General features: G+C 34.5%; 21 protein-coding genes. 13 read left to right on the plus strand and 8 right to left on the minus strand.

Going from position 1 to position 22,341, the window contains the following annotated elements; translation table 11 throughout:
• Positions 1-138: 138 nt before the first annotated feature.
• The 5 genes from ACGK9U_RS13055 to ACGK9U_RS13075 all read left to right on the plus strand — a co-directional run bounded on the left by ACGK9U_RS13055 (position 139) and on the right by ACGK9U_RS13075 (position 3,116).
• A complete protein-coding gene (locus ACGK9U_RS13055; protein ID WP_394466826.1) occupies positions 139-471 on the plus strand; it encodes an ArsR/SmtB family transcription factor in 333 nt (110 codons plus the stop codon).
• A gap of 40 nt (positions 472-511) precedes the next feature.
• Positions 512-979 carry a DUF6428 family protein gene (locus ACGK9U_RS13060; protein ID WP_394466827.1) on the plus strand — a complete coding sequence of 156 codons (468 nt, stop codon included), beginning with the start codon at positions 512-514 and terminating at the stop codon, positions 977-979.
• 24 nt (positions 980-1,003) lie between these two features.
• On the plus strand, positions 1,004-1,621 hold the full coding sequence (locus tag ACGK9U_RS13065) for a low molecular weight phosphatase family protein (protein ID WP_394466828.1): 618 nt from the start codon (positions 1,004-1,006) through the stop codon (positions 1,619-1,621).
• A 3-nt stretch (positions 1,622-1,624) separates the two neighbouring features.
• The gene (gene arsB, locus ACGK9U_RS13070) at positions 1,625-2,680 is read left to right on the plus strand and encodes an ACR3 family arsenite efflux transporter (protein WP_394466829.1); all 1,056 of its coding nucleotides are present in this window, start codon (positions 1,625-1,627) and stop codon (positions 2,678-2,680) included.
• A gap of 67 nt (positions 2,681-2,747) precedes the next feature.
• Entirely contained in the window at positions 2,748-3,116 is a 369-nt protein-coding gene (locus ACGK9U_RS13075) for a DUF1801 domain-containing protein (protein ID WP_394466830.1), read from the plus strand.
• 170 nt (positions 3,117-3,286) lie between these two features.
• On the opposite strand, the gene ACGK9U_RS13080 is transcribed toward ACGK9U_RS13075, so the two are convergent.
• The 4 genes from ACGK9U_RS13080 to ACGK9U_RS13095 form a co-directional block, all read right to left on the minus strand.
• Complete coding sequence (locus ACGK9U_RS13080) at positions 3,287-5,512, minus strand: TonB-dependent receptor (RefSeq protein ID WP_394466831.1); 2,226 nt, start codon at positions 5,510-5,512, stop codon at positions 3,287-3,289.
• Positions 5,513-5,518: 6 nt separating this feature from the next.
• Entirely contained in the window at positions 5,519-6,814 is a 1,296-nt protein-coding gene (locus tag ACGK9U_RS13085; RefSeq protein ID WP_394466832.1) for a tetratricopeptide repeat protein, read from the minus strand.
• A gap of 88 nt (positions 6,815-6,902) precedes the next feature.
• On the minus strand, positions 6,903-7,454 hold the full coding sequence (locus ACGK9U_RS13090; protein ID WP_394466833.1) for a DUF4331 family protein: 552 nt from the start codon (positions 7,452-7,454) through the stop codon (positions 6,903-6,905).
• Between the two features lie 29 nt (positions 7,455-7,483).
• On the minus strand, positions 7,484-8,140 hold the full coding sequence (locus tag ACGK9U_RS13095; protein WP_394466834.1) for a DUF4331 family protein: 657 nt from the start codon (positions 8,138-8,140) through the stop codon (positions 7,484-7,486).
• A gap of 152 nt (positions 8,141-8,292) precedes the next feature.
• On the opposite strand from ACGK9U_RS13095, the gene ACGK9U_RS13100 reads away from it, so the two are divergent.
• The 6 genes from ACGK9U_RS13100 to ACGK9U_RS13125 all read left to right on the plus strand — a co-directional run bounded on the left by ACGK9U_RS13100 (position 8,293) and on the right by ACGK9U_RS13125 (position 16,671).
• The gene (locus ACGK9U_RS13100; RefSeq protein ID WP_394466835.1) at positions 8,293-9,465 is read left to right on the plus strand and encodes an LETM1-related biofilm-associated protein; all 1,173 of its coding nucleotides are present in this window, start codon (positions 8,293-8,295) and stop codon (positions 9,463-9,465) included.
• A gap of 72 nt (positions 9,466-9,537) precedes the next feature.
• Positions 9,538-10,536, plus strand: a complete 999-nt coding sequence (gene lpxD, locus ACGK9U_RS13105; RefSeq protein WP_394466836.1) for a UDP-3-O-(3-hydroxymyristoyl)glucosamine N-acyltransferase — start codon at positions 9,538-9,540, stop codon at positions 10,534-10,536.
• 162 nt (positions 10,537-10,698) lie between these two features.
• Positions 10,699-12,222 (plus strand): GNAT family N-acetyltransferase, encoded by a 1,524-nt coding sequence (locus tag ACGK9U_RS13110; protein ID WP_394466837.1) that lies wholly within the window; start codon positions 10,699-10,701, stop codon positions 12,220-12,222.
• A 156-nt stretch (positions 12,223-12,378) separates the two neighbouring features.
• Positions 12,379-13,248: a hypothetical protein gene (locus ACGK9U_RS13115; protein WP_394466838.1), complete on the plus strand. Its 870-nt coding sequence runs from the start codon at positions 12,379-12,381 to the stop codon at positions 13,246-13,248.
• Positions 13,249-13,361: 113 nt separating this feature from the next.
• A complete protein-coding gene (locus tag ACGK9U_RS13120; RefSeq protein ID WP_394466839.1) occupies positions 13,362-13,724 on the plus strand; it encodes a DUF2200 domain-containing protein in 363 nt (120 codons plus the stop codon).
• Between the two features lie 403 nt (positions 13,725-14,127).
• Positions 14,128-16,671 (plus strand): T9SS type A sorting domain-containing protein, encoded by a 2,544-nt coding sequence (locus tag ACGK9U_RS13125; protein ID WP_394466840.1) that lies wholly within the window; start codon positions 14,128-14,130, stop codon positions 16,669-16,671.
• Positions 16,672-16,768: 97 nt separating this feature from the next.
• Here ACGK9U_RS13125 and ACGK9U_RS13130 read toward each other — a convergent pair whose 3' ends face one another.
• The 3 genes from ACGK9U_RS13130 to ACGK9U_RS13140 form a co-directional block, all read right to left on the minus strand.
• Positions 16,769-17,194 carry a DUF2141 domain-containing protein gene (locus ACGK9U_RS13130; protein WP_394466841.1) on the minus strand — a complete coding sequence of 142 codons (426 nt, stop codon included), beginning with the start codon at positions 17,192-17,194 and terminating at the stop codon, positions 16,769-16,771.
• A gap of 330 nt (positions 17,195-17,524) precedes the next feature.
• Positions 17,525-18,268, minus strand: coding sequence for an energy transducer TonB (locus ACGK9U_RS13135; RefSeq protein ID WP_394466842.1), 744 nt, complete (start codon positions 18,266-18,268; stop codon positions 17,525-17,527).
• 611 nt (positions 18,269-18,879) lie between these two features.
• Positions 18,880-20,157 (minus strand): NAD(P)/FAD-dependent oxidoreductase, encoded by a 1,278-nt coding sequence (locus ACGK9U_RS13140; RefSeq protein ID WP_394466843.1) that lies wholly within the window; start codon positions 20,155-20,157, stop codon positions 18,880-18,882.
• Positions 20,158-20,291: 134 nt separating this feature from the next.
• On the opposite strand from ACGK9U_RS13140, the gene ACGK9U_RS13145 reads away from it, so the two are divergent.
• Together ACGK9U_RS13145 and ACGK9U_RS13150 are read left to right on the plus strand one after the other, a co-directional pair.
• Positions 20,292-20,786 (plus strand): RNA polymerase sigma factor, encoded by a 495-nt coding sequence (locus ACGK9U_RS13145; protein WP_394466844.1) that lies wholly within the window; start codon positions 20,292-20,294, stop codon positions 20,784-20,786.
• Between the two features lie 4 nt (positions 20,787-20,790).
• A complete protein-coding gene (locus ACGK9U_RS13150) occupies positions 20,791-21,432 on the plus strand; it encodes a hypothetical protein (protein ID WP_394466845.1) in 642 nt (213 codons plus the stop codon).
• Positions 21,433-21,765: 333 nt separating this feature from the next.
• Here ACGK9U_RS13150 and ACGK9U_RS13155 read toward each other — a convergent pair whose 3' ends face one another.
• Positions 21,766-22,341, minus strand: coding sequence for a pseudouridine synthase (locus ACGK9U_RS13155; protein ID WP_394466846.1), 576 nt, complete (start codon positions 22,339-22,341; stop codon positions 21,766-21,768).

Consider the following 22,341-nt stretch of genomic DNA (forward strand, 5'->3'; position numbering starts at 1 on the left):
ACCTAAAAAATGGCGAAGCCTTTAAAACATGACCACCGTCAAAGACGGTGGTTTTTTAGACTGAAATAAAAAACAAAAAATAGTTTTGGTAGCTAAGTTATTAATCGTAATATTGCAATATAATAGTATTGACTTGAAATGGGACTTACCAAAACTGAAATATTTACAGATCAACAAAACGAAATTGCTTTAATAGCCAAAGCCATGGGTCACCCTGCACGTGTGGCTATTTTACAGCATTTGTTTAAAACAAACACCTGTATTTGTGGCGATTTGGTAGATGAAATTGGTTTGGCACAACCCACCATTTCCCAGCATTTAAAAGAACTAAAGCAAGTAGGTCTTATACAAGGCACCATTGAAGGTACCAGTATTTGCTATTGCATTAACCAAGATAAATGGGCACCTATAGCACAACTTTTCAACGCGTTTTTAAGTCAAAAACCGTCTAACGACAGTAGTTGTTGCTAAAAAAATTTAGATATATTAATCGTAATATTACAATAAAACTATGAAACTTTCAGAAATTAAAAATCACCTAAGCCAATTAAGCAGCATCGCGTTTAAACTACCAGATGGCAGTTTAGTACCCAGTCATTTTCACGTTACCGAAGTGGGTAAAATAACCAAACACTTTATAGATTGTGGCGGTACAGTAAGAAACGAAACCGTTGTAAACTTTCAGCTTTGGAATGCCAACGACTACAACCACCGTTTACACCCCGAAAAGTTATTGAGTATTATAAACCTTTCAGAAAAAGTATTAGGTATTGAAGATTTGGATATTGAAGTAGAATACCAAGGCACCACCATTGAAAAATTTGGTTTGGAGTTTGACGGTAGCAAATTTATACTAGCAACAAAACAAACCGATTGTTTGGCAAAAGACCAATGTGGTATTCCTGTAGAAAAACCAAAACTAAGATTATCCGATTTAAACGATGAGCCTTGTTGCGCTCCTGATGGCAATTGTTGCTAATAAAACAACCTAAAATATCTGAAAATGGCATTATTAAACCCAATACAAACTACCATTGCTGGTTTGCCGCTAGAAAGTGTTACCACAGAACGAAAAAAAACGCTTCAGCCCTTAATTGATTTTATTAAAAGTAAAGTAAACACCCAAGAAGACATTCGTATTAACTTTATTTGTACCCACAACTCACGCCGCAGCCACTTATCGCAGGTATGGGCACAGGTTATGGCGAAACATTTCAACATTAAAAATGTGTTTTGTTATTCGGGTGGTACTGAGGCAACAGCGCTATTTCCAATGGTAGCAAAAACCTTAAGCAATCAAGGGTTTCAAATTAAAACGCTATCAGAAGGCAACAACCCTGTTTACAGCATTAAATATGCCGAAAACGAACATCCTATTATTGGTTTTTCTAAAACTTATGACGATGCCTTTAATCCTGAAAGTGCTTTTGCAGCGGTTATGACCTGCTCTCAAGCCGATGGTGGCTGTCCGTTTATTGCTGGTGCCGAAAGACGTGTATCTATTACGTTTGAAGACCCAAAAGCCTTTGACAACACCCCAGAACAGGCCGAAAAATACAGTGAACGCAGTTTACAAATTGCTACCGAACTGGGTTATGTGTTTTCTCAAATAAACTCTTAACACATGGCTACTCAAAAAAAACTAAGTTTTATAGATAGCTATTTAACACTTTGGATATTTATAGCCATGGCCATAGGCGTTGGTTTGGGGTATTTTATTCCCTCGTTCCCCAATGTAATAAACGGTTTAAGCAGTGGGACCACAAACATACCCATTGCAATAGGATTGATTTTGATGATGTATCCACCACTAGCAAAAGTAAATTTTGCCTTATTGCCAAAAGTGTTTAGCAACACAAAAGTATTATCGATATCCTTGATACTCAATTGGATCATAGGACCTGTTTTAATGTTTATTTTGGCAATTACCTTTTTAAGGGATTACCCTGAATATATGGTTGGACTTATTTTGATTGGATTGGCACGTTGTATTGCCATGGTATTGGTTTGGAACGACCTTGCCGAGGGTAGTAGCGAATACGGTGCCGGTTTAGTGGCTTTAAATAGTATTTTTCAGGTATTTGCCTATAGTTTTTACGCTTGGATATTTATTACCGTACTGCCTCCCTATTTCGGTTTTGAAGGTGCTATTGTAGATATTTCCATTGCCACCATTGCCGAAAGTGTTGCTATTTACTTGGGAATCCCCTTTTTAATGGGAATTTTAAGCAGATTGATTTTGGCTAAACTATATGGAGAAACATGGTACAATACTAAATTTATCCCAAATATTTCGCCAATTACATTAATTGCACTGTTGCTTACCATTATTGTGATGTTTTCATTAAAAGGCGAGTTAATTGTAAAAATTCCATTCGATGTTTTAATCATTGCCATACCTTTGCTACTATATTTCACCATCATGTTTATTATCGGCTTTTTTATGACCAAAGCTTCAGGAGCAACCTACGATAAAACAACAGCTGTAGCATTTACTGCAGCTGGTAATAATTTTGAATTGGCTATAGCCGTTGCCATAGCTGTTTTTGGCTTGAATTCTGGGCAAGCTTTTACTGGGGTTATAGGACCTTTAGTAGAGGTACCAGCGCTTATATTACTAGTGAGGGTTTCATTTTGGTTACGGAAAAAATACTATAATAAAGTAATGGTTTCAAATTAAATAAATTTTTCAAGCAAAAAACAATAAGACTTCTATGAGTTTATTTTAACAATCTAGTATAGAGCAAATGGCAACAGATTTAGACACTTTTTATTTCAATAAAGACGAACCTAACAAAAGCTGTTTGCTTACTTTACGTAGTATTATCTTAAAGCAAGATGAGCTAATAAGTGAAACTATTAAATACGGAATGCCTTGTTTTTGCTATAAGAAGAAAATGTTCTGTTATTTATGGATTGACAAAAAATCAAATGAGCCTTATATATTATTTGTTGAAGGGCAGCACCTGGAACATCCAAAATTAGAAACAGGGAATCGGAATCGCATGAAAATATTTAGGGTAAACCCAAATGTAGATATCCCGATATATACCGTAGAACTATTACTGAACAAGGCTTTGGATTTGTATAGAAACGGTACGATAAACATCAAATAAAAAAGCGCCCAACTATATTGCTATAATCGGGTCGCTTCCCTAACAAAAAAACCAAAAAACCAAACCTTCAAATCTGGTTTTTTAAAAATAATTTTCCTTTTTCATCTGTTAGTAACTTATATTTCCTTTTTAATGAATCCCTCAATTAAAAGTATCCCTCTTTTTATATTTTAAAACGTGTAGGTAATGCTTCCTTTTATAAAAAATGGTGTTCCTGGTGTAAAGTGAATTTCTTCAACAGATTGTGCTTCATTCTGAAGCCTCGATTCGGTGGCGAATTGGGTTTCATTCCATTCGGTATCAAATAGGTTTTCAATAACCACACCTAAAGTGATGTTGTTAAACTTGTAATTGGCATTAAAATCGGTTACAAAATAACCAGTAGCCACAATACTATTATCTTCGTTTGCTGGTCTATCATCTACATATCTGTATCGGATACCTCCAGAAAAACCATTTAAGTTATTAACTGAAATACCTCCTGCCATGGTAAAATCGGGTGCCAACGGAATGTAATTTTGTCCGTTTGGATCTTCAGTACTACGGGCATGTGTATAAGTAGCATCGGTATCAAAGAACAACCAATTGGTTAATTGGTAACGCAATCCTAAATCGGCTCCATAACGGGCTGTTTTACCGCTAGGTTCTACAATGCCTGCATCGCCTACGTATACAAACTCTTGTTCTAAAAACAAATACCACAATGCCGAATTCACAATAAGTTTAGGCACCGGTTTCCAAACAGTTCCTAAATCTAAACCATAAGAGCGTGGTAATACTTCTTTTCCTTGTTGGCTCACCACCACTCGGGTATCGTTGGAATGAAAGCCCATGCCCGATTTTAAATACAGTTGTAAATTGGAGGCTGCATCATAATAAAAGTTAAGTTTCGGGCTTAAAATAGTTTTTGTTTCTGCTTGCGATGTGTAGTTTGTTTGCAACTTATCATTATATAAAAACTTAAAATAATCCAAACGTAATGCTGGAGCTATTTTAAATTTACCAAAATTGAACTGCACATTGGTAAACGCACTCAGGTTGGTTTGGTTTAAATCGCCCAACTGAATTTGTTCTAAAGTCGTACTGCGGTTTAAGGTGTGCGATAACTCAATATCATTTACAATATCATGCCTAAGGCTAATGCCCCATGTGGTGGTAACCTCGGTAGTACCCAATCGCGATTCGTTGGTTATAGCCGTATTAAAACCTAATATGCTTCGGTTTTCCTTTTGTTTAATTTGGTCGCCATTCACAGCATCTTCTAAAAAAAATGTAAAATTTGAATATAGTTCGAAGCCATAATGCGAATAAAACGCATTGTTTTTTAAGATGGAATTATCAGAAATATACTTGTTGAATTCTACATTAAAATTGGTACGCTCCGTATTACCGCCCTCGGTATCATCAATAGCACCAAAACGGGTTGTGTTTCCATTATCCACTTCCCGTTGCGGGATTTGACCAGAAGCATCCCACCTACTTGTAAAATGCGATAAGGTTAATGAAAGTTTATCGTTATTGGGTGAAAAGCTTACATATTTCCCAAACAAATTCAGTCTGTTAAAATTTTGTGGCGACTCATAAGGACCATCATTGGCAATATACTCTGTAGCTAAATAGGCATTTTGATTTTTTGTATTCTCTAATAAATTAAACAAGCCAAGGGTACGCAGGCTGTTAAATTGACCAACAGATAAGGCTACCGAGCTTTCTTTTAAATAATCTTTAGTGGAAAAATCAACATACCCTGCAGTTGCAAAATCACCGTGGTTGGCATAGTACGACCCTATACCAAAGTCTATTTTATTAACCGTTTCTGGTATTACAAAATGTAAATCACTGTATCCCTGCCCATGTGCATGCGATACCATATTTATGGGCATCCCATCAACCGAAAGCGAAATATCGGTACCATGATCTATATCAAAACCACGTAAAAATATTTGTTCAGCTTTACCGCCACCTGCATGTTGACCTATAATTAGACCAGGAACTTTACGTAGAATTTCTTGAGAGGAATTCACAGGATTGGTGTTGATATCCAATCTAGTAATAGTGCTAACAGGATTTAATGTTTCAGTAATAACCAATTCATCTAATTGAAATGATTTTTCTTTTAATGAAACGGTTAGTTTAGTTTGAAAATCTGAAGTATTCAAAGCAATCGTTTTATTATGAAACCCTAAAAGCCCAATTCTTATTGAGTCTCCAACCGCATTATTTTCCAAAACAAACACCCCGTTTTCTGATGAATGCGCATGACTTTTTGATTTTAGATTGTAAATATAAGCCGCCTCTAAAGGTTGATTAGCTTCATTAACTATAACACCTTTTATTTGTTGCGCTGATGAAACAGTTACAAATACTAATAAGAAAAAAAGTAGGTTAAATTTCATGTCTTTTTAAATTTTGTTGATTTCAACTTCCATTAACGGACCGAGCTCAAAAGTACTTTCCAATAATTCTTTTTTCAAATTTTTGGCTTCTTTTAATTTACCATTCGCTTTATAAACTTGGGCTAAATGAAATAAGGTATGTGGTTCTTCGGTTTTACCAGACACATATTGCTCCATAATATTTAAAGCTTCCTTGATTTGTCCTTGTTTGAAATATACCCACGCCAACAAATCGTAAGACTGTGGGGTTGGCCTATTGGCTATTTCTATTTTAGCTAAAGTCAAAGCTTCATCTAAATTTTCAGAGGCATCTGCATACAACTGTGCGTTATAGGTATTGTACATATCGCCATAAGATTCGTTTTTAACAGCTGCTTTATATAATGCCAATTCTTTGTTATACATGATGGCATCTCCTTTATATTCTGCAATTTCAGCTTTCAATAAATGATAATCGGGTGCATGGTATGTTTTGGTAACCGTATTTAAAATGCGAAGGGCTTCATCTGGGTTTTTCTCGTAAGAATACACAATCCAAGCAATACCTTTTTTGGCGTAAGCATCATTAGGAAACAACTCCAAGGCTTTTAAAAAGTGATTATATGAGGCTTCAATATTTCCGTGATGCCCATAAAAATCGCCTAAATTAGTATAAATCCATTGCTTTAATTGCGGTGTGTTTGCTAACTCTGCTTTATCTCTGGCTTTTTCCAAATATTTGATAGCCGCATCTAAATTACCTCGGTGATCGCTCCATTTGGCTACACGTATTAAATAATCGAAATCGCTATCATCGCTAAACTTATCTAAATAGTTTTTTGCTAATTGATAATTGCCCAACTCTAAATGCACATCGAACATCATTTTTTGAGTGCCTTCTAACTTATCGCCGTGAGATTCCGCTTTGGTTAATAATTTCAAGGCTTTTCTAAATTTGTGTTGTGATATATAATTGGAAGCCAATCCTTTTAAATAAGAACTGTTGCTATAATTTGTAATGCTATTCAATTCTAAATAAGCATTTTCAGCATTCTTAAGGTATTCTATATTACCTGTTATTGCGAATAAATGACCGTAAGCTCCCGCCATTTTTGCCAAATATGGAAATTGGTTGGGTTGCTTTTCTAACTTTTGTTGCCAAAACACCAATTCGCTTTGGGCATTTTGCAATGCTGTAGCATTTGAAGATTCCAAATAAACATTATATGCATTGGTATCTGTTATTTTTTTTGAAGATGTTGAATTTGTACAACTTAACACGGATGCAAGTACACAAAACATCATTATAAATTGTAATTTCATTGTGTTTAGGTTTTAGGTTTTTGTTAAAATAAATTCTGGAACAAGGAGAGACGATGTTTTACTTGCTCCAGAATTAAAAGTTATGCTTCTACCAAGGAGAAGCTAGATATGGAAATGAGGCAAGAAAAGGTTTATCGTTAGCATCAACATTATCGTTAGACAATCCTGGGTTTTCAGAAAAATCTTCACCACCAAAAATCAACAATAACTCTACAGTAATTACATCATCAGCCAAGGCTCTACCTGTTAATATATTAGTACCATCAAAAAATGTGGTTTTGGTATCTAACGACACATTTAACACATCGGTAGCTAAAAGCCCTGTAAATGCTGCTGCATCTTGACCTAAAGCATTTTTACCCCCATTAGCATATGCTGGACTTAAAGCCAATAAATTGCTTTGGAACATGCTTTGAAACGCTGCACTTTGAGCACTGGGTTTGGTAACATTAAACATATCTTTACTTGCAGCCGATACAAATACCGTGTTTACTGCTGGTCTACCCATTTGATCTTCTTGCATATAGGTTCCTGCTAAATCTGGAATGCCCAATTGGCTTTTCCCTGAGCCATCTGTATCACAGTTAACTAGCATAAGAGAACTTAATACTACTCCTAAAATTGTTTTTATATTTTTCATAATTATCATTATTAAATTCTTAATTTATTTTATTGCTTTCTTTTAGATTCTACCCATGTATTTATTGTTCCCGAACCACCAATCATTGATTTTGGTACTTCAACAACAATAGATAGTACATTTGATCCTGCAAAAGTGTCGCTACCTGGATTATTAAAGCTGCTTGCATTACCCCCTATAATAGCACTGTACTGTGCAAAATCCATAAAGAAAGGATCGTCGCGTGGACCGGCAAAAACACTTATACCACCTTTGGTTGCAGTAATAGCATCCATTCCATAAGGTGTAATATCTACAGATACAGCGTCTTTGGCTCCATTAGCATTTAAAACGCTCATTACGCCAGTTGATCCAGGTTTTTTTGGTCCAATCACATACATCCTTCCGTTTTTGGCAATGGCCTGAATTACTAAGTCTTCAACATTGTCGCCAGTGTTATCGATATTAAACTCAACCATAACGCTCTCGTCAAAAGCTGCAGTTATAGTGTTTTCAGGACTTAATAGTCCCTGCACGTTAGCAACAAATACCAAATTACTTGTGCTTTCACCTTGGAAGGCATAAAAATCTGTAATATCACTGGTACCACCTTGCACCGCTGGTGCATCGATGTGGTCTGCCGCAATTACGAAGTAACTAGCTACCGCTAAAACTCCAATTCCTAAAATTTTCTTTAAATTTTTCATACGTTTTGAGATTTAATTATTAGTTATTTATTTTACTCTCACACATACCTACGGAAAAACTTAAAGAGCGGTTTTGTTAAAATTTTGTTAATGAAAATATTTGCTATTAATTCAGGTAAAGCATTACTTTTGTATGCATAAACAAAAGTGCTATGAACCCATCAGCTAACGGCTGGATAAAAAAACTGCTTAAAGAAATTGCAAAAAACAATTCGTTTTTAAATGTTGAAAGCGAAACCTTTTACAATGCTTTAAGAGATTGTGGCTTTATATATGGAAGTAATTTTGATGTTGTTTGCAATATTTTTGCCAATAAAGACTTTACAGATGAGGAGCTTTCAAAAACGAATTTGTGTTTAGCATTGCTGTACACGCACAAAAATGCCGAGGTTGAAACACCTTTTGTTGATAGTGTTATTAATTTCTATACTGAGATAAATGAACTTAAAACCTCATTTTTCTTAGGGTTACTTGGTGAAAAAAAATCTAACGAACAATTAGAAAAAATAATACACAAGCGTATTCAAATTGATGACAACTTCATCACCAAGAACTTTAATTATTTTATTATTAACGCTCTACTATATGTAGATGTTTTGGCATATAATGAATACTTAAAAAAAGAAACCATCTCTATTGAATACGTGAAAAACCTAGAATCTTCTATTGAAGCTATTTCTCTAGGTGCTTTAAACTCAAAAGCTTCAAAAAACAAATACGACGAGAGTTTAATAAAACTGTTTGAATCGTCGTTGCGCTATCATAACAACACCCCCATCAACTACCACGATGCCATTAAAAACATAAAAACCCCGCTAGAAAAATATTATATTCTAGACTTGGCATGTATGGCAACTTGGAGCGACAAAAACATTGATAAGCAAGAACAACAATTTTTAAATCAGTTAAGCAACAATTTACAGGTAGACGCTATACATATAAAGCAATCCATGAAAACGGTAAACACCTTTTACAACGTACATAGAGACGAAATTGCTTTATTGAGTTCCAGCAACATGGCGCAGAGTTTTTACAACAACTCCAGTAAAATGGTAAAAAAACTGATTACCAGAAATAGCAAACGCCTATACCAAGAGTTAAAGGACAGTAAAGAGCTTATGGTGTTGCTAACCAAGTCTACCCAACGCGATTTAACACCTATTGAACAGAAAAAAGTACAAGAACAGTTGTTGGATATTTTTAAATCCATACCAAGTCTTGCTATTTTCCTGTTACCTGGAGGCGCTTTATTATTGCCTTTGGTAGTAAAATTTATCCCTAAATTATTACCATCGGCTTTTGATGAAAACAGAATTGAGGAATAATAATTTAAAGTCTCAATTTTTTCATTAAATTTACAAATACTTCTTACTAACAAATAAAACCCAACTTATATTTTGAAGAAATCGTACTCCATTGAGGAAATTAATAGCATTTTAAATGGCGAGTTAATAGGAAACACTACGCAAACTATTGAAGGCCCTGAACAATTACAAAATGCTAAAAGCAACCATATTTCCTTTATAGGAAGTGTAAAATACACTAAATATTGGGCCGAATCAAAAGCCTGTGCTGCCGTAATAAACGATAATTTAAAATTAGAACCTGGTGAAAATAGGGCGTTAATAAAAGTGAAAAATGCCGACTTAGCCATGGCTAAAATATTGGAACTTTTCAATCCGCCGCCACCGGTTTTTGACACCGACATCCACCCTACTGCTGTAATACATGAAACCGCAAAAATTGGAAATGGTTGTAAAATTGGTGCCAATTGCTATGTTGGTAAAGATGTTGAATTAGGAGACGCTGTTGTTTTATATCCTAATGTATGTGTGTTTGATGAAACCACTATTGGCAACAATACGGTAGTATGGTCTGGTACGGTTATTCGTGAGCGTTGTATTATTGGTAGTAACTGTATTTTCCATACCAATGTAAGTATTGGTGCAGATGGTTTTGGTTACAGACCAAGTGATGATGGACGAGGACTTGTTAAAATACCGCAAATTGGTAACGTTATCATTGGGCATTATGTTGAGATTGGTGCAAATTCCTGTGTAGATAGGGCCAAATTTAGTTCGACTATTATAGGCGATGGTTGTAAAATTGACAACCTGGTACAAATAGCGCATAACAGTATTATGGGGCGCTCATGCATTATGGCCGGACATAGCGGACTTGCAGGTTCGGTAACTTTGGGCGATGGTGTTATTATTGGTGGCAGTGCTTCTATTAAAGACCATACCACCATTCATTCTGGTGCTACCGTGGGGGCTGGTTCTGGTGTTGTAGGCGATGTGGAAGCTGGAAAAACCGTTTTAGGATATCCGGCGCAAGATGCCAGAGATATGCTAAAACAATGGGTGGCCATGCGCCAGTTTATGAAAAAACAGTAAACCTGTTTTTGTCCTTGTAATTTTATTAAATTTACTTGGTTTTGCGTTAGGGATTGAAGCGGAAAGCCCACAGTGAGGCACGAACGAGGACTTGTAGTGGAAAGCCCGACCCTTGCGGTAACGCCCAAATAATTATTTATATTAAAAGCATTTAATTTATACATGATACGTAATATTGAAAACATAGAATTACAGTATTTAACTTTACAAGACTACCAACAACTTAAAGAGGTGATGATTGAGGCCTATGAGAGTATGCCGGGGTCTTACTGGAGGAAATACCATATAAAATCTTTGATTGAAAAATTCCCGGAAGGGCAAGTAGTTATTAAAGTTAATGGGCAATTGGCAGGTTGCGCCCTATCTATTATTTTAGATTACAACCAATTTGACGACCACCACACCTATGAAGATATTACGGGGAATTTCACATTCAGCACACATACCGATAGAGGCGATGTGCTGTATGGTATTGATGTGTTTATAAAAAAGGAATACCGAGGTTTACGCCTTGGTAGACGTTTATACGATTACCGAAAAGAATTGACGGAAAAATTAAACCTTAGAGGCATTGCATTTGGTGGTAGAATACCTAATTACCATAAGTACGCTGAGCAAATGAGCCCTAAAGAATATATTGATAAGGTTAGAAGAAAGGAAATTCACGACCCGGTTTTGAACTTTCAAATATCGAACGATTTCCACCCATCTAAAATATTAAAAGGCTATTTGGAAGGCGATACGGCTTCGGGAGAATTTGCGGTACTTTTAGAATGGGACAACATCTACTACGAAAAGAAAACCAACAAAGCCATTACCAAGAAAAAAGTGGTGCGCCTTGGTTTGATACAATGGCAAATGCGTTTGTATAAAGACATGGAAGAACTGATGCAGCAAGCGGAGTTTTTTATAGATTCGGTGTCGGCATACCGTTCAGATTTTGCCTTGTTTCCAGAATTTTTTAATGCACCTTTAATGGCAGACCACAACCACATGCCCGAAAGTCAGGCTATACGGGAATTGGCAGCACACACGCCAACTATTGTTCAAAAGTTTTCGGAATTTGCCATTTCATACAACATCAACATTATTACGGGCAGTATGCCTGAGTTAAGAGGCGATTTGTTATACAATGTGGGGTATTTATGCAAGCGTGATGGGAATACCGAGCGCTACGAAAAACTACATATCACACCCGATGAAGCCAAAATTTGGGGCATGCAAGGTGGTAACGAATTAAAAACCTTTGATACCGATTGCGGAAAAATTGGTATTTTAATTTGTTACGATTCTGAGTTTCCTGAATTGAGCAGAATACTTGCCGATGAAGGCATGGACATCCTATTTGTACCGTTTTTAACCGATACCCAAAACGGCTATTCCAGAGTACGTCATTGCGCCCAAGCACGTGCCATTGAAAACGAATGTTACGTAGCCATTGCGGGCAGCGTTGGCAACTTGCCCAAAGTACATAATATGGATATACAATTTGCGCAATCTATGGTGTTTACCCCTTGCGATTTTGCGTTTCCTGCAAACGGTATTAAAGCGGAAGCCACTACCAATACCGAAATGATTTTAATTGCCGATGTAGATATTGATATGCTTCGCGAATTAAACCAGTTTGGTAGCGTTAGAAACTTGCGTGACAGACGTAAAGATTTGTTTGAGTTGCGGAAGAAATAAACTAAATTTAAAATTATATATTTAGAATCCTGATAAGTTTATCAGGATTTTTTTATTATTTGAAATTCACTATTGACTTTGTAGAAAATTTCAACTAAATTCGTTTGACTTTAGTTATAAAAATTAAAATGATTTCATATCATCTAGTTGTACGCAATGATGAAAAACCTACTAACAATATTTGTTTTTGTAATTATAATTATAGCTTGTAAAGAAAAATCATCTGAATTTGAAAGCAACGAAACTGTTGAATATTACCCAAACAAACCTAACCTAATCTTCAAGAAAACTGTAAACCTGACAGACTTTGATAGTGTTTATTACTTTTATGACAACGGCATTCTGTTTAAAAAAGGCAAGCAATTTAAAGAAAACCAAAAAATCGGAATTTGGAAATTATATGACCGAAACTCAAACTTACGTGAAATTAGAGAATGGTTTACGATAAATGGAAAGTCAAGGGCTAATCGTGTTTGGCATCTAAGTGAAAAAGGTGATACTCTTGCTTTGAGATATCAAGATTCAATATATAAACAAAAAGAATTTATTAATGACACAACATATTTTAGAAATACTAATTACGACATTGTCTATTTTAATCGAGACACTATTAAATTAAACGAACCTATAAGGGGTTATATTGAAATAGGAACAAGAGTTTTAAGACACTATCCAAATTATCATGTAAGAGCATGTATAGCAACAGAAGACAAAAACTATAATTATGATTTTTCAAACACAAAACAAGTTAAATTAGATACTTTCTACGACCTAACAATTAATACAATAAACCAAAAATGGTTTGAAGGAGCGAACTTTAACCAGCTTGTAGTAATTGGAAAATATTTTGATACAACCGGCGATAAAACAATTCGCGGTTTTTATGAGCAATACTCCTACGGACCATTTGAAAAGGACGAAAACGGACAAACTATAGATAGTATTATTAGCTATAAAACATTTTTCGAGAAGAAAATTCATGTAAAAGATAGCCTTAAAATAAATCACAGCGTACAACATATATAAAAAATTGCTAGTTTTAGCTAAATCAATGTTAGTTGCTTGTTTGTTTACTTCCGTATAAATAAACATTAAAAGAACCTACCTCAACCCCTAATAAAAGCTTAATTTTTTTAAACATGAAACCAACACCAGAACACAACAACCGTATGGCGACCATGACATTTGCTTCTGTCTATCCACATTACGTGACTAAAGTTGAAAAGAAGGGCAGAACAGAGGACGAATTACAACAAGTTATTGAATGGTTAACAGGTTTTAACAAAAAACAAGTACAGACACTTATAAATGAAAAAGCAACGTTTAAAACCTTTTTTGAACAAGCAAATTTAAACCCCAACGCCCATTTAATTAAAGGCGTTATTTGCGGTTACCGTATAGAAGACATTGAAAACACATTAACCAAACAAGTAAGATATTTGGATAAATTGGTTGATGAATTGGCAAAAGGGCGTAAAATGGAAAAGATTTTAAGAAAGTAAATCTATTGAGAAACTTTACTCAATGGAAACCCTACTTTAACCACACTTTGTAATCTTTCACGCGATCGCGGGCAACAATGACCTCATCGTCGTTAAAAATGTTTGGCTTTATTTACAAAAACACTTAGCTCTAATTGCAAAACTCATTGTTTTACAAAGAACCTGCACATTGAGCAAATATTTAAGTATCATTAAAAAAGCAGGTTAACGAAAAAACAATTGTTTAATCGTTTTTGTAAGAAAAACTGATTAACATTGCTTAGATTTTACCTATTATATTTAATTATTTTATACTGACCTTTTATTCTACTATATGAAAACCAAGCTACTTTACATTACTCTCCTTATTCTATTATTCACAACTTTTAAAAGCAACGCACAACGATTAGTTAAAAGTTTTGAAATGCCAACCCCAATTACCACTGTTTTTCTTAATACTATAAAAGTTGATGCTGAAAACAGAATTCTACTATCGGGAAAAATTGATTTTTATGATGGCATTAAGCAACCCAATCTAATTAGATTAAACTCTGATGGTAATTTAGACCCAAGTTTTAACTCTAATTGTGAAAGCATATTAAATGACATCGACTTTCTATCTACCGGAGAAATAATAGGTGTAAATAATGATTCTATTTATAAAATAAGTTCATCTGGTATAATCATCAAATCTATAAAAATTGAACCTTTTATAAGTATTGTTATTAAAGATGATAACATTTATGCTGTTTCTGAAGCTTTTGGTTTTAAAAAATATAATTCAAATCTCAATCTAGATGCTGTTTTTAAACAAGATAATGTCTTTGCTGGTGGTAATGCAAATGCTGTTGCCATTCAAGGAGATAATATTTTAGTTGGAGGAAGCTTTACTGAAGTAAACGGTTTTACCAAAAATTTTATCGCAAGATTTGATACTGACGGTAATTCTGATAATACATTTGAAACTAATTATACAACAAGTTCTATTTCTAGTCTAATGGTTCAAAATGATGGAAAAATCATCATTAACAAAGGTAAAACCAGGCTAGAAGTAAATGGTGCCATGGATTCTAGCTATGCTCTAGCAGCATCCGTTGGAAATGGATTAGGTACTGCTTTATTTCAAAATGATAAAATATTATTAGTGGCATATTTAAATAGTGAATTTGCGACACGTAAATTAATAAGGTTAAATAATGATGGTTCACTTGACAATTCATTTAATATGGTTGATACTAATAGTGATGAAATGGCATTAATGGCAGACAATAGTATTTTAACTGGTTCAATACTTTATAATTTGGGATTTACAAAATATTCTTCTGAAGGTGTTTTGATAAGTGAATTTTCTCCACCAATTTCAAGTATTGGTTTTTTTGAAAATGCAACTTACTTTAATGGGAGTATTGTTCTCACGGGGGATTTCTATGCACTTAATGACCACAATACTTACCAAATAGGAAAGATAGATATTACTGGAGTAGTTGATTCAAATTTTACCGTAACTCGTGATATTGTACCATACAGAACTGGAGATGTAAAGATTAAAGATAATGACCAGATTTTTGTTGCGCAAGGAAATAAGCTGTTAAAATTAGACAACACAGGGAACCTTGTAAATGGTTTTAATACACCAACTGAATTAATCAAGCCTAACAGTGTTTATAACGATACTTATTTTGCTAGTAAATTTCAGCTTTATGAAAATGAAAAAATAGTAACAGCTGGTCCCAATGGCGTTTATTTATTGAACTCTGATGGCAGTCAAGACACAAATTTCGCATATCAAAAAACAGCCGGAGGCAGTAGTACGGCCGTCGGACTGGACTTACAATCTTCTGGAAAAATAATTAGTGGAAATATTTTCACCGAAGTTAATAACATTCCTGCAAACGGTTTGGTAAGAGTCCTCCCAGACGGTAATGTAGATGAGTCATTTGACATTGGTGATGGCCCTAATCCCGATACCCGTATAAGAGGCGTCTATGTATTACAAAATGATGAAATTATTGTCAGGGCTTATGATCCTAAAGCTCTTGCAGATGATCCTACTGTTAACAGTGGAGGCTTCAATAATTTGAGCAGTAACCTTCAAATTTATAAATTAGGTATTAACGGCAGTCTTGATACGGAATTTTTAGACAACCTTAACTCCAACTTCGCTGAAGCAAGCAGATATGGAATAGGAATTAGCTACATGGAAGATTCGTTTATATTTAATTATTATGATGCTGCATCTACACCTTTTTCTTTGGCAAAAATTGATTTTAACGGTAATAAAGACAATAATTTTTCTATTGAAAATGATGTTAAACTAATGGGAGGTAGAGGTATAATAAATATAGATAAGCGGATGTTTTTAGTCATAGCAGATTTAGAAATAAAAGCAACTGGAGCCATAAAAAAAGGCGCTTTATTTATTGATGATAACGCACCAATAGTTACTGGAACTATTGAGAATTTAACAACACCTCAAGATACCCCTAAACTTATTTCGGTTACAGATTTAACAATAGAAGATCCTGACAATGCTTTCCCTGATGATTTTGTACTTACCGTTTTAGATGGAGAAAATTATACTGTTGTAAATAATACAATCACGCCAGATTTGGGTTTTTTAGGCTCTCTTAGTATAAATCTTGTTGTTAATGATGGACAAGGGAATAGTCAACCTTTTCAGATTAATATTGAAGTCACTGAGTCTTTGGGATTTGAAAACGATTTTTCAAAAAACCTTTTTTCCGTTTATCCAAACCCTATTGAAAATAGTTTACATATTAAACCTAACAATCTAATAGATACTTTTAAAATTAAAATTTCGGATACTAATGGCAAGCTGATTTACTTAAAAGATGGTATAAAAAATGACGTTGAAACTATAAATTTAAGCACATTGCAAAATGGACTCTATATACTTCAAATTGTTAGTAAAGATAACGTTGAAACTATAAAATTACTTAAAAAGTAGCCACTTGGTTTCTGTGTGTTTACTCCAACCACGCTTTAAAATCTTTTATACACACTCCGTCAACAATAATGGCATCACCTCTATACGAGTTTTAGTTTTAAAGTTTTATATGCTGAATGATTGATTCGTTTTTTATTTCAAATTTGGCATCTTCCCATTTTGGAGGCCCCATAAAACCTTTAGCATTGTTGGAACATCCATAATCTTCTTTAGGAATGCCCATAAAATTAGTATCCATTTTATTATTATCATTTTCATCATGAAACATAGATACAGCATAAGTACCGTTAGGAATATTTTTAAAAGTTACGGTGCAACTGTTGTTTTCAATATTTTCAATATTACCCTTTATTCCCTTACCTAAAAAAGTGGATTCTGAATTGTAAAGTGCCGCAAATACTTTTCCATTATTACTTTTAATGTTTGAAATAACAACTGTTATATCGTTTTGGTTAGATTCCTGCGCATTTAAAGCTATAACACTGAAAAGCGATAGGCAGGTTATTTTTATTAGATTCTTCATGATGGTTTTTTTATTAATTATGATACAAATATCAAACATCTTAACTGGTTTTTAAAACACGACTTACCCAACTGTTATTTTTTATGGATGGAATGTAATTTTTAAAAATACCTTCTATATTAGGCTTTAGTACAGACAAAAATGAAGCGTGTCACATTGAGCTCAGTCGAAATGCTATTAAAAACGATATTTCCAATATCTTCAACTGCGCTCAGACTAACACAACTCAATGTATTTTTATTTTTGTCATGTACTATAATTTTAGGCATAAAAAAAATCAAAAGACATAACATCTTTTGATTTTTTAAATATGGTTGTTAAACAAAACCACTATTGTTCATATTTAAAATAAATAGGCACAGCATAAGCTACTCTAACGGGTCTTCCGCGTTGTTTGCCTGGTTGCATTTTTGGCAATAGGCCAATAATTCGCTCAGCCTCTTTTTCTAAAATCTTGTCTGGGCCTCTAGAACGTATTCCACTAGTATTCCCTTTGGAATCTATAATAAATACTACCGATACACGCCCTTGAATACCAAGCTCCATTGCTGTTTCCGGGTAATTAAAATTCTTAATTACATGCTCTTGTATTTTTTTTTGAAAACATTCCTTCGTTTTACTTTTCGATAGGCCTTCGCAACCTGGAAACACAGGCACATCTTCAATAACGGCAAAAGGCACATCAACATCTTCTTCAATTACAGCTACCTTAACATCACTTACCCCTACACCACCTACTTCTCCTTTGTAGTTTGAAATAGCTTCACTTTGGTCTGTTTCACTGCTTATCATAACAGTTTCTTCGACCTCTTTTATATCGTCAACTATTTGAATATTTTCACTTATTGCTACGGGAACAGCAGCAGGTGGTGGCGGATTGTAATTCACAATGGGTATTTCTTCCTCTGGTTGCGCTTCCATAGTTATAACACCAATATCAACCTCGTTTTTCTCATAAGTTTTATACTCTAAAGCTTGCCAAGAAAAAAACAACATCAGATTTAAACCCATGGCAAAATACAAACTACTGTTTCTGCCAATTTCTAGTTCCGGATTTTTTTTACCAGATAACATGACACTTAGAATTTATTATACTAAAATTACTGAATATCGATGGCATTAACTATGACTTTTGTCATATAACTTTGTTAAATAAAACTGAAGCCAACTTCAGACAAATCAAATATGGCAACCCAAATTTGATGTTATTTTTAATGATTTTAGGATGATTTTTTAACGAATAAGACCATGTGTTTTTTATCTTTTTAAAGAAGAAAAAAGGAATAAAAAAGACCGCTTTTCAAACAACTATTTCATCATTTTTTTGGCAAGTAATTCTCATCGTATTTGAAAGATAATTTGAGCGATTTTTTCCTTTCAAAATTGAATAGATTCTTGCCATTTGAACGATGTTCATTTTTATGCTTTTAAACCAAAGAAGCGTTTTAAAAATAAGGTAGCATTTTTATTTTTTAGCCATTATTTTTTTTATAATTTTCGAGCAGTTTATTAACCTTAAATAAACTTTACACGCTTTTTCTACTTGCCAGTATCTTAAGACCATTGTCGAACGAAACACACCCTTTTTTTATCGTTTTAAGGCTTAAAAAGCTATAATAGACAAAATCTATACTATATGTTCAAAAATTTAAAAATCAATTACTTAAAATAATTATAGTAAACTATTACTTTAATTTATTAAACGGACGTATAATAAGTCGTGCTGCCTTATCAAAATTGATATAATTATAGCACCAATTAAAGAAAACCACCACTCTATTACGAAAACCTACCAAGGCCATAAGGTGTACAAACATCCAAACAAACCACGCAAAAAAGCCACCAAATTTATAGTGTTTCAAATCTACAACCGCCTTGTTTCTACCCACAGTTGCCATCGATCCTTTGTCTATATATTTGAATTTTTTAAGCGGTTTTCCTTCTATTAATTTGATGATATTTTTACCCAAAAGTTGCCCTTGCTGAATGGCTGGTTGTGCCACCTGCGGATGCCCATTCGGATACTCTTCTGAAGCCATTAAAGCAATGTCTCCAAGAGCAAAAATATTGCTGTATCCTTCCACCTGATTATAGGCGTTTACTTTGTATCGATTGGCGCGCTCCATTAAGGCTTCAGCTTTCAATCCTTTTACCAAATCTCCCGTAACACCTGCTGCCCAAATTAGGGTATCAGACTCTAATTCCAGACTTAAATTAGTCGTTACTTTTTTACCATCGAAGTCTTTTACAAAAGTATTGCAATGTACAAGAACCCCTAACTTAGTTAAAAATCGTGCCGCTTTTTTTGAAGCTTCTTCACTCATAGTTGGCAACACTCTAGAACTACCTTCCAATAAATAAATTTGCATATCCGCTGCAATCAAATCTTTATAATCCCGAGGTAAAATATAGTTTTTAAGTTCTGCAATCGCTCCTGCAAGCTCTACCCCAGTTGGTCCGCCTCCTACAATTACAAAATTCAATAAAGCCTTTCGGGTGGCTCTATCACTTGTTATAGCGGCTTCTTCAAAGTTTTGCAAAATCAAGCTTCGTATATTTAAAGCCTGAGGTACTTTTTTCATGGGCATGCTAAAGGTTTCAATGGCCTTATTACCGAAGTAATTTGTTTTGGTTCCTGTGGCAATCACCAAATAATCGTAACCAATCACCCCAATATCTGTATGGATTTCATTGGCATCAGCATCAATATTTCGCACTTTCGTCATTCGAAAATACATATTGTTATAACGCTTTATAATTTTTCGAAGCGGATATGCAATAGAATCCGGCTCCAAACCTGCCGACGACACTTGATACAATAAAGGTTGGAATGTATGGTAGTTTCGCTTGTCAATCAACACAACTTGTACTGGCTTATTACCTAATGTTTTTGCTAAATTAATACCGGCAAAACCACCGCCAATTATTACAACTCTAGGAACGCTTACTTGGGGAATATTCATTGAAAAAGAAATAAATTTTATTTTTTTTGCAAAGATACCATGCATCAGGTTTAAAAACTATTTTTAAATTTAATTTTATATTGGTGTAACATTTTAAAACCTAAAGCTACTTACATAGTAACCAAACCATCAACTTGAATAAAGAATTAGAACATAGTTTTGTTGAATTGCTAGAAGCGCATCAAAATATCATACATAAGGTATGCCGTTTGTATACCAACAATTATGATGCGCATAACGATTTATTTCAGGAAATAACCATTCAGCTTTGGAAAGCATATCCAAAGTTTCGTGGCGATGCTAAATTTAGCACCTGGATGTATCGTGTAGGGTTAAACACCGCCATTACGCTTTATAGAAAATCGAAACGTACCATAAATACACAAGATTTTGAAGGCGTTGCGTTTAAAATGACCGCAGATGCTTATGACGACACCGAGGAACAACAACTCAAAATATTATACAAAGCCGTACACCAATTAAACGACATTGAAAAAGCGCTTATATTTTTATACTTAGAAGATAAAGATTATAGAGAAATTAGCGAAACCATGGGAATTAGTGAAGTGAATGCCCGAGTGAAAATGAACAGAATTAAAACAAAACTTAAAACCATACTAAACCCCTAAGGCTATGGACGAATTAGAGTTACTTAAAAAAGACTGGAATAAGGATGCCAATAAGTATCCCAAGCTTACATACAACGAAATCTACAAGATGATTTTAAAGAAATCATCCTCTATCGTAAAATGGATATTCATTATAAGCGTATTGGAATTTATTTTCTGGACGGCCCTTTCTCTATCCTTAAAAGATTCCGAAAGCATGAAACGCTTCGAACAGTACAACGCCGAAGCCATTTTCATCCCCCTTATGGTAATAGGCTATATTGTTTTAGCGTACTTTTTCTACCTGTTCTTTAAAAACTATAAAACCATTTCAGCTACCGATAGCACAAAAGTTTTAATGGAAAATATCTTAAAAACCAGAAAAACGGTTAAGTATTATGTCGCATTTAATTTAGTCTATCTGGTAGCTTCAACTGTAGTGGTATTGTTTTTGGAATTGGACAGAGACCAATTGGTCATAAACAAAGCGCAACTGGCCGCCGCCGATGGTGAAATACTTAAATTCTACGCGGTTTTTATCATCGCAACCGTATTGGTTTTAGCAGCAGCCATAGGTATTTTACTCTTGTTTTATTGGCTTATTTACGGTATTTTACTAAAAAGGCTCAACCAAAACTACAAAGAATTAAAAAAACTGGAAGTTTAAACTATTTGGGCGCTCCCCATATCCTGAAACAAGTTCAGGAACTGGGTCGGGTTTTCAACTATATCTTTTGTTTTTTTGTCATTCCTGCGAAGGCAGGAATCCACTATTCAAGTAAGTAGTGTCTATTAAAAGTAATTTCCATTAACAAAGAAAAACAAAAGTATGCCGTTTCAACCCCTAACGCACCCATTTCGCAGCTAAAAGCTAAAAGCTTAAACCTAACACATACCGTCATGCTGAACTCGTTTCAGCATCACATTATTCAAATCCATTAAGTACTCTTTTCATCGCGACCCTTTTACAAATTCTAGTAAACGTAGGCTTGATACTTTTTTAAACCAACCTAAAATCTACAAACTCAACCACATCACCAACCTGCATCGTGTTCAAATGGATATTTTCCACCCGAACACGCACTAAACGCAAGGTAGGAAACCCCACTGCCGAGGTCATTTTACGCACCTGCCGAAACTTTCCTTCGCTTAAGGTTATCGAAATCCATGATGTTGGTCCATGTCTAGCATCCCGTATTTTTTTGGACCGCTCTGGCAAGTTCGGTGCGGCATCCAGCTTAAAGACTTTACATGGTTTGGTTTGGTATTTTCTGCCATCAAAACCAATCTCTACCCCTTTTGATAATTGAGCCATAGCCTCACTTGTTATAGCGCCATTTACCAAAGCATAATATTCCTTTTCAACTTTTTGGCTGTTCACAAAATCACTCATTTTACCATCGGTAGTAAGCAATAACAAACCTTCCGATTTTTCATCCAACCTACCAATAGGCATGATCCCTTCAGGAAAATCGTGTAACAAACCCAAAAACTTTTTAGATTGCTGCTTGCTATCATTACTTCCAAACTGACTTAAAACGCCATATGGCTTGTAGATGATGAAGTGTCTGTGCAT

Source organism: Mariniflexile sp. HNIBRBA6329 (genome assembly GCF_043558645.1).
Taxonomy (GTDB): Bacteria; Bacteroidota; Bacteroidia; order Flavobacteriales; family Flavobacteriaceae; genus Mariniflexile.

Bases quoted from the DNA above. Each gene is read 5' to 3' on its own strand.
- ACGK9U_RS13055 (WP_394466826.1), top strand. From the start codon at position 139: ATGGGACTTACCAAAACTGAAATATTTACAGATCAACAAAACGAAATT.
- ACGK9U_RS13060 (WP_394466827.1), top strand. From the start codon at position 512: ATGAAACTTTCAGAAATTAAAAATCACCTAAGCCAATTAAGCAGCATC.
- ACGK9U_RS13065 (WP_394466828.1), top strand. From the start codon at position 1,004: ATGGCATTATTAAACCCAATACAAACTACCATTGCTGGTTTGCCGCTA.
- arsB (WP_394466829.1), top strand. From the start codon at position 1,625: ATGGCTACTCAAAAAAAACTAAGTTTTATAGATAGCTATTTAACACTT.
- ACGK9U_RS13075 (WP_394466830.1), top strand. From the start codon at position 2,748: ATGGCAACAGATTTAGACACTTTTTATTTCAATAAAGACGAACCTAAC.
- ACGK9U_RS13080 (WP_394466831.1), bottom strand. From the start codon at position 5,512: ATGAAATTTAACCTACTTTTTTTCTTATTAGTATTTGTAACTGTTTCA.
- ACGK9U_RS13085 (WP_394466832.1), bottom strand. From the start codon at position 6,814: ATGAAATTACAATTTATAATGATGTTTTGTGTACTTGCATCCGTGTTA.
- ACGK9U_RS13090 (WP_394466833.1), bottom strand. From the start codon at position 7,454: ATGAAAAATATAAAAACAATTTTAGGAGTAGTATTAAGTTCTCTTATG.
- ACGK9U_RS13095 (WP_394466834.1), bottom strand. From the start codon at position 8,140: ATGAAAAATTTAAAGAAAATTTTAGGAATTGGAGTTTTAGCGGTAGCT.
- ACGK9U_RS13100 (WP_394466835.1), top strand. From the start codon at position 8,293: ATGAACCCATCAGCTAACGGCTGGATAAAAAAACTGCTTAAAGAAATT.
- ACGK9U_RS13110 (WP_394466837.1), top strand. From the start codon at position 10,699: ATGATACGTAATATTGAAAACATAGAATTACAGTATTTAACTTTACAA.
- ACGK9U_RS13115 (WP_394466838.1), top strand. From the start codon at position 12,379: ATGATGAAAAACCTACTAACAATATTTGTTTTTGTAATTATAATTATA.
- ACGK9U_RS13120 (WP_394466839.1), top strand. From the start codon at position 13,362: ATGAAACCAACACCAGAACACAACAACCGTATGGCGACCATGACATTT.
- ACGK9U_RS13125 (WP_394466840.1), top strand. From the start codon at position 14,128: ATGCCAACCCCAATTACCACTGTTTTTCTTAATACTATAAAAGTTGAT.
- ACGK9U_RS13130 (WP_394466841.1), bottom strand. From the start codon at position 17,194: ATGAAGAATCTAATAAAAATAACCTGCCTATCGCTTTTCAGTGTTATA.
- ACGK9U_RS13135 (WP_394466842.1), bottom strand. From the start codon at position 18,268: ATGTTATCTGGTAAAAAAAATCCGGAACTAGAAATTGGCAGAAACAGT.
- ACGK9U_RS13140 (WP_394466843.1), bottom strand. From the start codon at position 20,157: ATGAATATTCCCCAAGTAAGCGTTCCTAGAGTTGTAATAATTGGCGGT.
- ACGK9U_RS13150 (WP_394466845.1), top strand. From the start codon at position 20,791: ATGGACGAATTAGAGTTACTTAAAAAAGACTGGAATAAGGATGCCAAT.
- ACGK9U_RS13155 (WP_394466846.1), bottom strand. From the start codon at position 22,341: ATGCACAGACACTTCATCATCTACAAGCCATATGGCGTTTTAAGTCAG.